Origin of the sequence: Pedobacter paludis (genome assembly GCF_003173575.1) — a bacterium.
GTDB classification, from domain to species: domain Bacteria; phylum Bacteroidota; class Bacteroidia; order Sphingobacteriales; family Sphingobacteriaceae; genus Pedobacter; species Pedobacter paludis.
Genome location: NZ_QGNY01000001.1, coordinates 416,046 through 427,823, shown reverse-complemented (window position 1 = coordinate 427,823; position 11,778 = coordinate 416,046). Strand labels below are relative to the sequence as shown.

Sequence of the window (11,778 nt, the reverse complement as noted above, 5' to 3'; positions counted from 1 at the left end):
TTTCATATATTTAAATTTTGATGTTTAACTGATCTCTTAAAGTGGAGAAAGGAATGGCGAGCGAGATATCCGCTTCATCTCCCGCCACCAGCATGGCGATGGCGACATCAAAGCTGTCTAGGATCAAAGCTCCGGAATCTCCACCCTTTGAAAAAAAGGCCCCCTCAATGGGTTTGATTAAAATTAAGTTGTCCAGATAGCGAAGCTGGCCGTCGGGGTAGCGGATTTGTGCACTTTTGTTAAATTCTGCTATACGGCCAAGTTTTTTTCCGGAACTGCTACCGTTCATTTTCACGCCAATATTTAAATCATTCTCCGGATCTAGTACCCGGCTATTATTCACTTGCCCTATTCCGCTGATCAGGCCTTGAAAATCTACATCTGGGGAGGGTTCAATTAGTGCGGCGTCGATCAAGCGATTTTTAATGGCTTTGACTGCCGTTCCAATGTTTACTCCACCTATTGGATGCACGATGAGTGAATTTTGTGCGGGATTAAAATTATCCCAGTCATGTCCGTTCCACACCACGTGATAGCAGGTTAAAAAGAAAGATTTATTATCTGCCTGCGAGAAGACCTGATAAGCCAAAGTTCCGTGGAGGTTGTTAAAGGGGGACTGGTTGGCAATATTTGAGGAGGCAAATAAGGGGATTGATAGCGTTTGTATTTCTGGACTGGATTTGACGCTGACTTTAACGGTTCGTCTTTTTCCGACCAGGGATTGATAAAAAAGGTTGTCCTGGACCTTGACGCTGTCATCACTACGATGTACGATGACTTCCATTTCGGGAAATTTGCTTTCAAAAAATATGCCTGGTCCCTCTAGGTTTTTGCGCAGGAAAGCCTCGAAAAGTGGTCTCTCCTGGGCTTTGAGGTAGTTATCAAAATCTTCGATCTTGTCAAAATCGTAATCTGCTTTTTCATTGAGTTTGCGTTTCAGGTTTTTGACCTGCAATAAATTGTCCAATAGGTCGTGAAAGAACCTGGCGCCGAAAGAGAGAAAAAAAGCGGTGAGCAAATAGCCAATCAGCGAGATAAAAGTGAAGTTGAAAAATTTTGGGTCTAATGCGAAATCCTGATTACTCGCAAAGGGTGATATGGGTTGCAGCTTTGCCGCATTTGAAGTGTCGAAGAAGCTGAACAAACTTGCATTGAATAAAAAAGTAACCACTAAACCGACCATATAGCTCAGGAAAGTTACCTCTTTTATTTTTTCATCCTCAGTTGTCACTTTACCTTTCGCTACATTGTTCAATACAGAAAAAAGCCTGGTGAAACCATTTTCTGGTGCACTTGTTCCTGCTTTGTGCTTTGGGATGAAGAAAATATTGACCACCAGAATAACGGTCAATAGCAGGTTGCATAGCAATAAGCCAAAAAAAGCTTTTGGGGGAAAATCTACCTGGAGGGATCTGGTTCGAAAAATTAGGATATAAAGCGTGATGCAAAGTAGCAAGCCCAGCATTTTTGATTGGTAAGGGTACATCCGCAGCAGTTCAGTAAACTTTTCGGTGATGGTGCTGAGTATAAAGAGCAGGATTACTGCCACGATAAGTGCATCCAGCGGGTTCTCGGCTAAACCAGCAGGATTTGGGACATCAAGGAGTGTTATCATGATAGAGCGTTTTTTGTAGAACCTCAAGAAAAAAACTGGAGAAATTGGGCTCGTGTCAATGGTATCTTTGCCTTCGTGTCGGGATACAATAAACGGCAAGCCTGATTGAAAGAAAACGTTTCCTCAGGTAATTATGCTTTAGATTCTTGTTTGTTTGTCCAATAAAGCTACAAAGAGATTCGAAGAATATAAATACCTAATATTTAGTATTTTAGTTAAGCTTGCTAAGTTGTATTTTATAGCGAAGGGCAAAAATCATTAAAAGAAAACTGTGTAAAACTCATCGCTCCATTAGGATAAAAAAGCTGTTATCTTGTGGAAGATAATTCAAGGTAAATGGAATCTGAAGATAGTTTTTTAGAAGGGCAGCAGGAAATGGACCGCATAATCGCCTCCTGGCCCACTATGGCTAGCGAACATTATGATACCCTGTTGGAATGGCTCCCTAAGTTCAGCAGTTTTCAGCTGCTGGCTAACATTATTCATTATAACCATGCACACCGGGCAGATGAGTATACTGATTACCGTGAAGACCGTATGTTCGTCGCAGCAGAAGTGGTAGGGATGATCTGCCTAAAATTTCCTTTTCAGGCTAAGCATGATTTTGATTCAGGTATGACGCTGTTAAGCGCACTTAGGCATGTTCAGGATGCAGCGGTGGGCTTTCTGATGCTTAAGCGGGCAATGATCATGCAGGCAAACAATAAGCTCGATGATTCTACCTTGGTGAAGGTAACCAATAAGCTGATGGAAGATGAGCTAATGGTGAGAAATCCAGGCCTGCCCGAACACCACGAGCAGATTTCAGCAGCACTTTTTGCCGGAATGGATATCGAACTTAGAAAACATTTTGGCTTCGGCATTGGAGACAGTATTTTGATCAGGCGGAAATTTATCGAGCTGGTTAATCACCGGTTTCAATTGAAGCTAAAAGAAGCTAAGGTCAATGCATTGCCGCTTATCGGGGAGATCATCACCTTTAGAAATACAGGGAAACGGAAAGAAGAAAGTATCATATCCCCCGAGCAGATTCAATATTTCGCGGCCCTGAAATCTAAGCTAATGAAAAAGGAAGTGGAAATGTACTGTTACAGCGAGATATTCTTGAGCCTTGATCAGGTCTATGCTTTTACGGCCAAGGAGCTTGCAGATTTCTGCGGATTATCTGCTGAGCTGGTAGCTAAGTTTTTGGACTGTTTTTCCACGAGGTTTACTTCGGTTGCAAGGGATGAAGAAGTGATTAAAAGTGACATCATTTTAAAAAGTAAACCGATAATTTACGCCGACGGCCGCTACATCATACCTTCTTTTCCGCTGCTGAGCTGGTGCGTTGAGCCGGCATTTGAAAAATATATCAATTCCAATGCTAAGCTCGCCCAGCGTTATAAAGACATTAAACATGATTTTCTGCTCAGTAAAGGGCTCGAAGAGTTTTCCAGGATGTTGCCTGAAGCAAGGCTGTATCCTGCAAATTTATATTATCAGCAGAGCGCTTCCAAGGTCAATGAAGTGGATGGGCTGATTGCTTACGACAGAACGCTTTTTATCATTGAGGCGAAAGGGCACCGCTTAACCCAGAAAGCTAAGGATGGACATTACCTGCGCACAGAGAATCATTTAGAGCAGATTATTCGGGATTCCACGGCGCAGGGCGTTAGGGTCAAGAATTTTATCCTGAGCCATCAGGATACCGCCGTTTTTAAAACCCAAACAGGAAAGCTCGTTGAAATCTGTCCGAATGATTATGATGATTACATTATTGTCAGCCTTACCCTGGAACCAATGGGACATTTGATCCCGCTAATGAAAGTGGGAAATGATTTGAATTATTTCCAGGATGCTTTTCCCTGGATAGTGAGTTTATATGATTTGATTGTCATCGCTGATATGATTGATCATCCAATTTTGCTACTCCATTACCTTAAGCGCAGACGCCAGTTTCTCTCTGAGCAGGATATCTCGATTTATGATGAGATTGACATTCTGGCTTACTTTTTAGACAATGGACTGTATATCCAACATACCCTGGAAGATGCCAGGCAGAAGGGCGTGAGTTGGATGAGTTTTGATAACAATTCGGATGCGATTAATGATTATTACATGTTCAAGTTTGGAAAGAAAACCAAATTGACGGCTAAGCCGGTTTATTTTCTAAACCCTAGCTATTTAAAATTACTTGATGCCGTTGCGAAGGCCAATATTCCGCATCGAACGGAACTTGCCCTCGAGATGCTCGAATGCGGCACGGACGCAATTGCCAAATTCCTGAATTTTATCCATCACTGCAAAACCGAATTTGCCAGGGATGGAAAACTGCATGATTGTTCGATGATTGTCGGTGGAAATGAGCTGGGCCTCACTTATATGTGCGGCCCGGACAAGTCTACCCTTGATCGAACTTTATTTGCGCATTGCCAGTATAAGTTTGACACCCAGAAATCCTTGAGCTGGGTGGGTATTGGAGATCTTAGCGCATTGCCAGGTGCATTTGACATTCAATGTTCTGTGATTATCAGATCCACTCAGCCTGAGCGGTATAAGTGATATGCTTTATAGCTGCTGTAATTTATCACACCAGGCATCAAATTTAGGATATGGGGTTTTGGCTTACCGACGAGGACGATTTACTTTTAAATGCTGATTTTCCATAGCGATGAATAAAGGCCTCCACCTGATTCGTCAGATAAGAGGCATCAGCAGCCTGGTTCATTTGCTGCTTCAAGCCGCCGCACGCCAATAATTCCTGTTGATAGGCTTTCCATCGTTTGAGCTCTAAACTGGCTGTTACTTTTTCTATGCTGAAAGGTTCCCCGGAGGATTTATGAATGCCCGTAAGACGGTTGCCGGTGAAGATAAGCTTTTCTGCGAGTAGGATAACTGGATTTTCGTGAATTGAATGCTTTAAGTTTTCTGTGCTATCTGGCCCGATCACTTTGCAGTGACATAAGGCGATTTCTGCTTTATCAATCGAAAGCATGGTTTCCATGTTGAAGCTATCGATGAGGTGCTGGTACTCTCCTAGCTTTAAAAGGTAAGGACCATGGCGAAATGGTTTAAATCTTTTGGATAGCCTTTGAGCGCTTTCATGCCAGTCCTCAACGCTTTGCCGGGAAGCGAAAATAATATTGATCATATTGAGCACGCCAAACATTGAAGATTTTAGGACGATACCTGAGAAACCATAATCTTTGGGATGGGCTGCGATATTGCGTTTTTGCCTGACCTCGTGCAGGCGCATTTTGAAGCTCCTGAGGTGTTTTTGCCTGGCGATATGGTTGATCATCTTGTGGAGGTTTGGAATCTCCTGATTTTGTTGCGTCTTGGGTAGGCTGATGAGCGAAATGTAACTATATTTTATTGCCATTTCATATAGGCCAAGTAGTTTCTTGTAGGCCTCATCATATAATTCATAATGAAAGTAAGCATGGGCGATCATGTGTTGCAGGGTGATAAATGATTTCTTGATGTCCTGGGGAACTTCTGCCAGGAACTCATCGCTAAGCATCATCGTCTTGAGGTAAGACTGGCCGTCAGGCATTCCAAAAATTGCCCATCTTTCGTCTGGACGTAGGTAATCATTAATATTCATGGTTGGAGCGTTAATTTTAATAAATTTTACTTGTCTTCTAAGAGGTCGTCTGGAATATGTATGAACTGTTTTACTCTTCGATCATTCAATGGATTCTCAGCCGCGATTCGTTTTAGTGCATTTAGCAGTCGGTTGGTAATGACGAGTTCCTGTTTACCTGACGAGGGGTGAATCTGCAAGACGTTAACAGCTTTCAATAGATCCTTTTTTTCATCACCCCTGGCGCTTTTAAAAAGTTGATAATATTCTTCTATACTAGTTCTATAAAGCAGCTCGCGGTATTTGGGAACGATAAATTTCTGCGTTTTAATATCGAGCAGGACATCTTTTATGGAAATTTCCTCTTTTTTAATTTTTGTTTTAGTCTTAAAAGCGGCAAGGAGATCTGGGTCTTTTAAATCACCGAAAAACCGGCTTTGCTCATTATGTTGTTTGAGTGCTTCTGGATTGAACTTGAGGTAATGTTCAATAAGCTGGCTCGCCTGCGTCTCGGCGCCCAAGTCTTTTAGCAGAGATACCGTGCTGTCCATGTTGACAATATGAATAGTCGTTATTGCATCCATCGCACCTTTGAAAAGCATCTCGATGAGCACTTCGCTGTTATCATCAAAAGAGTCATGATACATCTCCCAAGCCTGATTGAAGAATTTATCCCCTGCTCTTGCGGAAATCTCGGCAGCCTTTTGAGCGGTCGCCTTTGTTATCTCTTCGACATCAAAATATCCAACCTTCACCCCGTTCAAGATTTGTTCATAAAAAGCGTCAAACCGTTCGAATCTGTAGGCAAATAAAAAGTAGTTCCACTTGAGTTGCTGGGCTGTGGGCTTTTGATCGCCCAGCCGATAACTTGCACCGTTATAAACCTTTAAGTAAGCAGCTGGCGCTGCCTCTACCGGCTGAAAAACCGACCAACACATCAAGGTAACCGCGTGCGCGGCAACCGGTACCATGTGGGGATACTCTTTAGCAATGATCTCGGAGAGCCTGTTGGTAAAATATTCAATTTTTTTGATGATCCGGATGTTTACGATTTCCAATGCGGTACAATTGTAATGCAGGTTTTTCTGGACCCCTATTTTATCCGGAAAACAGATGTCGGCGGTTTCCTGGGCTGTTGGAGAAAATTCGAACGCGACATCCGCTACTTTTTCGAGTTGTCTATTGAAATCTACGCGATCTTTCTCGTTGAGTTCAGCTTCGTTTAGCAGTATTGCAACCTTGCATTGTCGCTGTTCTTTTAGCATGGTGACCAAGCCAAGTACATCCTGAACGGAAAGGCTGCTACCAGCCCTTTCCAAGTCATCAATGCAGATGAGCTGATTGCGGACAGCGAAAAACAGCGCAGATTCTGATGAACCGAGATAAGATTCGACAATGGGCAGCTTGGAAAGTGCTCCTCCTATTTTAGGTAAGTATTTTCTTGCAGATTTATAATTGCTTTTTAACGAGTTCTCATCGGGTCCAACTGCTAAATTGGCACTAGCTAAAGTTGACTCAAATATTGCATATTTAACTTCCTTTAAGCTGTTGAGTCCAAATAAGGAAACATAAGCATAACGTTTTAAGCCCAGTGCATTTTTACCTGCCACATCGGAAATAAACCGATTCCAGCTGTAGGTCTTCCCTACACCCCACTTACCCTTAATGCAGATTACCTCGGGTTCATTTCCGCGAAGGAAACGTTCAATTTCTTTTTTTAGAATGGCTATGGGCATTTTTATCTGGTCCCTTTCGGATTTGGGTAAAGAAAAAAGTTGAGTCTTGTAAAAATTTCCCCTACGGTTCTCACCCGACGGGATTTTCCAGAATAGCGGTATGCGTTGCCCGAATGACCTCTGGCATAAATAAGGATATTTAGATCAGATAGTCTATATTCCATTTGCAGGTAACTCACGCCAAAATATTCGGAGAGAATGAGCAGATAGACCTGAAAATCCCGAATGTTGCAGCTCTGGTTGTCATAGATGATTTTGCCTTTGTTTCTAATGCCATGCTCATATTGATAACTCAGGAGTTTGTACATCACGCTTTCTTGAGGCATTAAAATACAAGCTGCAAATTTATTGGCCTGCCACTCTATCCAGTGCTTTTCATTCAGCAGATCATGTTTACCAGTTGATGGATTATAGGGAGAGTCTTCAGTTTCATCGTATACGGTCTGGCTCATTTTGAGTTTATCGTGCAGAAAAAAATGTCCAGCCTCATGCGCGAAAACAAAGGCATATCGCTCGCTCCCCACTAGCTCGCGGTCGATATAAATGGTTTTTGTAGCTGGATCGTAATAGCCGGACCTATCCTGCCCGTTTTCCAGCTTTAATGATAATTCTTCTATTACAGCAACACCAAATCGATCTTTTAAATAGCGCCGAAATGCCTTTATCGGAAAAGCTTGATAGCGACTAAGCAATATGGGATCAAAGTCGAAAAGGATTTTTCGAGTTAGTGATTCAATTAAGTTTGCAGACAGTCTTTCCAACCCAAATACTCCATCATCATAGCTTGCTGGCAAATTATTGCAAAAAACATCTTTTAGAAAAAGTGTCATCAGTGCATCCAGGTCCACTGTCGATGCTTGCGCGCTACTGGAAATGAAGGATTGAATTTGCTTGATTTGCTGGATGTCCTGTTGTATTTCAGCCACAGGTGCGTCATAGGATTTGTCCTTCCTGCGCCTGGGCATGTTCAATTTTATTTTACCCACACCTGATTGATCCACCTGGATCCACATGATTTTGCGGTTTTTCAAGTAGGTCTCCGCGCCAGATTGCAACCTGGTTTTGGACATGAACACCGCCTTCACATTTAACCCGCTTACCTGGCGAACTTTGCTGTCGAATTCCTCAACGTCGTCTACACTGACGGGACGGCCTAGATCCTTACATTCCATGATGACCAGTAATGAATAATCACTCGCGCCAGGAAGCCAGAGTTCAATGGAAAGATCAAAAATAATATCCTTTTCCCTTGTGACAGAATAGTATTTTTTCTTTCTGAATATCCTGCAGGATTCAGCTTGAAAGCCAAATTGTCCAGCGAGGGCAGCCTTTGAAATGACCTGATGACATTGATCTTCGAACTTGTCTCCCTTAAGTGTAGTGTTTCTCATCATACCGGTTGATTAATAATGCTAATTTACGAAGAACGCAGAATGGTATTTTGATAACTTGTAACAAGTTGTTAACAATTTGAGGCATAAACATTATTGCATCTTATAAAAAGCGGCTTCAGTGCTGTAGATAATTATGACATCGACTGTCGGCTCAAGTATGCAAGGTGGATTTTCGCTCACTATTTTTTTCCTTTATTAGCCTTCCACCTTTTGAGCATATCTTTACCAAAAAAATCGCATTGAAAGTTGACCAGGTTCATCATGTACCTGCTTAGAAATAATTAATACTTTAAGGATATACCTTAAGGCGAAATACAAAGGCGTAAAATTGGAATGTTGGGAGAGGAATTCAATTTTTAGAAAACTAAGCATGCCCTTGGCTCCTTTAAGTGAAGGCACGAAGGAATCGTGAAGTTTTTTGCCACCTTTCCATACTGAAATTGATTATATTAGCTGATGCAATTTGTTAAAAAAAGAGCGAACAGCTCACTCGAAGATTTTTTAACCGAGGCCGCTCAGGTAAAAAATTTTAAAAGTTCTACTGGTAGAGCATACCAGGTATTGGATATTGTAAATCATCAGATGAGCTTTCTGCGTTTGGATGCAAAATCAGACGCACCTTGGGTGATGGATTTGAAAGCAGTTTACCGTGCGTACCAGGAGCTAGATGATTTTGAGACGCTCAATTTTAAAAAGTACGTACCCAGAAGGCACTCCCCTGCTCGAGGACTGTTGTTGCATTTGCAACTGTTGACGCCTAAAGTTATTGGATGAGTATTATTCAAATCAAAACCGATGAATTTGGAAAGCTTATTCACGAGCTATGCCTGGAAACTTGCAGACGGCATGAGTTGGAGCTGGATTTTATCTACCGTTGTTTATCGGATATCGACCGGTATGAAAAATCCAATGATGGCAATCAGAATATGGGTGAGCTCGCTTCGCTTAAAACTTTGTATGGGCTTCAGGCTTTGTTTCTGATCATCATAACCGATGGCAGCATCATTACCAGTCAAATGCATAATTGCAAGAATAGATTCCAGCATCTTTTTTACGTGCGGCAATTGTACTTATCGACCTATGAGGCTTATCGGACCTATAATGCTCAGAAGGTGTTTCTTCGGGGTTTAGTTAAGGATAATTACCCGGCGCTGGAAGTGCAGTTAAAAGAAATCAACATGCAGGAGAAAGCTTTTAGCAAAGCATATAAGCTTGAAAATCTGAAGAAAGTCAGAAACAAGGTCGGTGGGCATATCGATGAAGATTTCAAAAGCTGGTATGAAACCTTGCATTCACTCAACGACGGACAGGGACCTCATATGAGCATCGCTTTCGTTGATTTGTTTAAGTTGATCTTTGAGCTTACGGTGTCTTTGACGACTATGGAGCGTCAGCGTTTGGATTACCGGGTGGTGCCTAAATTTGGCGCGTAGAAAAATTGCGTAGTACCAATAACCAAATTTTATTTGTAAAGCGTAGGGGGAATTGGTAAATTTTTCTAAATAGTGCTAAATGGTTCGTTTTAGATTTGTAATTGTGGAGTTTTGTGCGGCCCGATGATGAATGAACCTAAAATAAAAAGCGCCCTTTATACAAAAATGCCTGCTGAGCTTAGGCGTGTTAAAATTTTTTCAAGCCGTGAACTGGAAATTTTAAGATTATTGGCTGAAGGATTGGATAGTAAGCAGATTGGCGAGGTTTTATATTTGAGTACCTTAACGGTTAGAAAGCATCGCCAGAATATGCAAATCCGGCATCGTTGCAGCAATACTGCGGCTTTGATCAGCTTTGCTTTCCGCAGTGGTTTTTTAACGTAATTGTATGAACTAATGTTCATAGCCACCAAGAATGCAAATCTGCTCCATTGCTAGGTGTGGCAATGAGGCAGAAGCTACTGAATTTTAATGGCGATAACTTTCCGCGAGCCTGACTGCCTCTGCGGCATTCACAATACCGCCACTCAGGCATAGGTCTGAAAAATCAACGACTTCTTTTTTTCCATTTCTGACCAGTTGTACAGGGTGATCAACTTTAGTAACGGACTTTATCAAGATTTCTTTGACCTGCTGGGCAGAGAGCTTTGGATAATAAGACCGGATTAACGCGGCAATGCCTGCAACCACTGGCGCTGCCATACTGGTGCCATCATATTTTTTGTATTTCGAGCCGGGCACGCTGGAATAAATGCCTACGCCTGGCGCATAGAGGTCGACGCACGTTTTGCCGTAATTTGAGAACCCGGCGGCTAGGTTTGCATCATTGTTTGGGCCCGAAGCGCCAACGACTAGCCAGTTTTCTAATGTGTGCCCATCCAGAAGCTGACGGTTAGGAAAATTGGGGACCAGATCAATATTTTCTGCGCTGTTTCCAGCTGCCTGAACTAAAAGCACATCTTTGGAGGCGGCGTATCTCATCGCCGCATCAACAGCGGCTTTATCTGAACTGTAGCCTTTACCAAAACTCATGTTGATCACCTTTGCACCGTTATCTACCGCATAACGGATTCCATTAGCCACGTCTTTATCACGTTCATCACCATCTGGCACCACCCGCAGGGCCATAAGTTTGACATGGTCAGCTACGCCCTGAAGCCCGAGATTATTTTCCCGGTTAGCGCCGATGATTCCAGCAACATGGGTTCCATGGTGGGCATCAACGCCCATAACGTCTTTATTGCCGTAATAACGCTGGTAGGAATTATTGTAATCATCTCCAATTAGACCCCTTGGGTCAAAGTTTAAATTGTAATTATAGTCAAGTTGGTCTTTGTAGTAGGCTAGTCCGCCGTTAATGTGATCCCGGAGGAAATCCTGCAGTTCGGTAGTCTTTAATTGCTGGATTAACAGGTTTTTAACTTGAGTTTGGCCAATCGATTTTGGCTCGTATTTTTTGATATCAGCCCAGCTGGGTGATGGAACACCTAAAGCCCTAACAATTGTATCGATGGTCAGCTTTAGATTTGAAATTCGATTGTAATTCTCCTCAGCCTCCTGTTTTGCTTTATTGAAGATTTTGAGTAAACTGGGATTGTTTAGACCATCTCCCCTTCTAATCAGCCGGGTAAGTTCGAGGTTATCTTTACCAACGTTCGTTGAGGGTCCGCCGATAAATCCCCATCCGTATTTATCATCGACATAGCCGTTTTTATCATCATCTTTCAAGTTAGACTGATGCTCTTTTTTATTGATCCATAGCACACTTTGCAGGTCTGCATGAAGAGTATCTATTCCTGAATCCAGGATAGCAACGGTTAGCGTTTTAAACTTTTTTCCTTTCAGGAATTGATATGCTTGGTTTAGACTGATGCCAAAGATGTTGTCTTGTCTCAGGTCTTTTAGGTGCCAGCCTGGCTGCTGGGCATGAAGGGTTAATGTACTGCCGAAGAGTACGGCACATAGGCTTACTTTTAAAAATCTCATTTGAGTTGCTGATATATGATAAATTTTATTGTGTTTGTGAATAGGT

The 11,778-nt window shown here is 42.3% G+C and carries 9 protein-coding genes; 4 read left to right on the top strand and 5 right to left on the bottom strand.

The genetic code is table 11. The features are described from left to right. Positions 1-10 precede the first annotated feature (10 nt). Positions 11-1,615, bottom strand: coding sequence for a hypothetical protein (locus DF947_RS01740; protein WP_109927961.1), 1,605 nt, complete (start codon positions 1,613-1,615; stop codon positions 11-13). A 336-nt stretch (positions 1,616-1,951) separates the two neighbouring features. Here DF947_RS01740 and DF947_RS01735 point away from each other — a divergent pair, with 336 nt between their 5' ends. Beyond that, a complete protein-coding gene (locus tag DF947_RS01735; RefSeq protein WP_109927960.1) occupies positions 1,952-4,159 on the top strand; it encodes a hypothetical protein in 2,208 nt (735 codons plus the stop codon). Positions 4,160-4,202: 43 nt separating this feature from the next. Here DF947_RS01735 and DF947_RS01730 read toward each other — a convergent pair whose 3' ends face one another. Genes DF947_RS01730 through DF947_RS01720 form a run of 3 tightly spaced genes read right to left on the bottom strand, consistent with a single transcriptional unit; the run spans position 4,203 to position 8,313 of the window. After that, the gene (locus DF947_RS01730; RefSeq protein ID WP_109927959.1) at positions 4,203-5,204 is read right to left on the bottom strand and encodes a hypothetical protein; all 1,002 of its coding nucleotides are present in this window, start codon (positions 5,202-5,204) and stop codon (positions 4,203-4,205) included. A 26-nt stretch (positions 5,205-5,230) separates the two neighbouring features. After that, positions 5,231-6,919, bottom strand: coding sequence for a hypothetical protein (locus tag DF947_RS01725; protein WP_109927958.1), 1,689 nt, complete (start codon positions 6,917-6,919; stop codon positions 5,231-5,233). Positions 6,920-6,921: 2 nt separating this feature from the next. Further along, on the bottom strand, positions 6,922-8,313 hold the full coding sequence (locus DF947_RS01720; protein ID WP_109927957.1) for an ImmA/IrrE family metallo-endopeptidase: 1,392 nt from the start codon (positions 8,311-8,313) through the stop codon (positions 6,922-6,924). Between the two features lie 456 nt (positions 8,314-8,769). Here DF947_RS01720 and DF947_RS01715 point away from each other — a divergent pair, with 456 nt between their 5' ends. From DF947_RS01715 to DF947_RS01705, 3 genes are all read left to right on the top strand, one after another. Next, the gene (locus DF947_RS01715; RefSeq protein ID WP_109927956.1) at positions 8,770-9,087 is read left to right on the top strand and encodes a hypothetical protein; all 318 of its coding nucleotides are present in this window, start codon (positions 8,770-8,772) and stop codon (positions 9,085-9,087) included. Continuing rightward, entirely contained in the window at positions 9,084-9,746 is a 663-nt protein-coding gene (locus DF947_RS01710) for a hypothetical protein (protein WP_109927955.1), read from the top strand. The genes DF947_RS01715 and DF947_RS01710 overlap by 4 nt, the downstream gene beginning before the upstream one ends. A 165-nt stretch (positions 9,747-9,911) precedes the next feature. Next, entirely contained in the window at positions 9,912-10,130 is a 219-nt protein-coding gene (locus DF947_RS01705) for a response regulator transcription factor (protein ID WP_158526209.1), read from the top strand. Positions 10,131-10,214: 84 nt separating this feature from the next. Here the strand turns inward: DF947_RS01705 and DF947_RS01700 are convergent, their stop codons facing one another. Beyond that, positions 10,215-11,732 carry a S8 family peptidase gene (locus DF947_RS01700; RefSeq protein WP_109927953.1) on the bottom strand — a complete coding sequence of 506 codons (1,518 nt, stop codon included), beginning with the start codon at positions 11,730-11,732 and terminating at the stop codon, positions 10,215-10,217. Between the last annotated feature and the right edge of the window lie 46 nt (positions 11,733-11,778).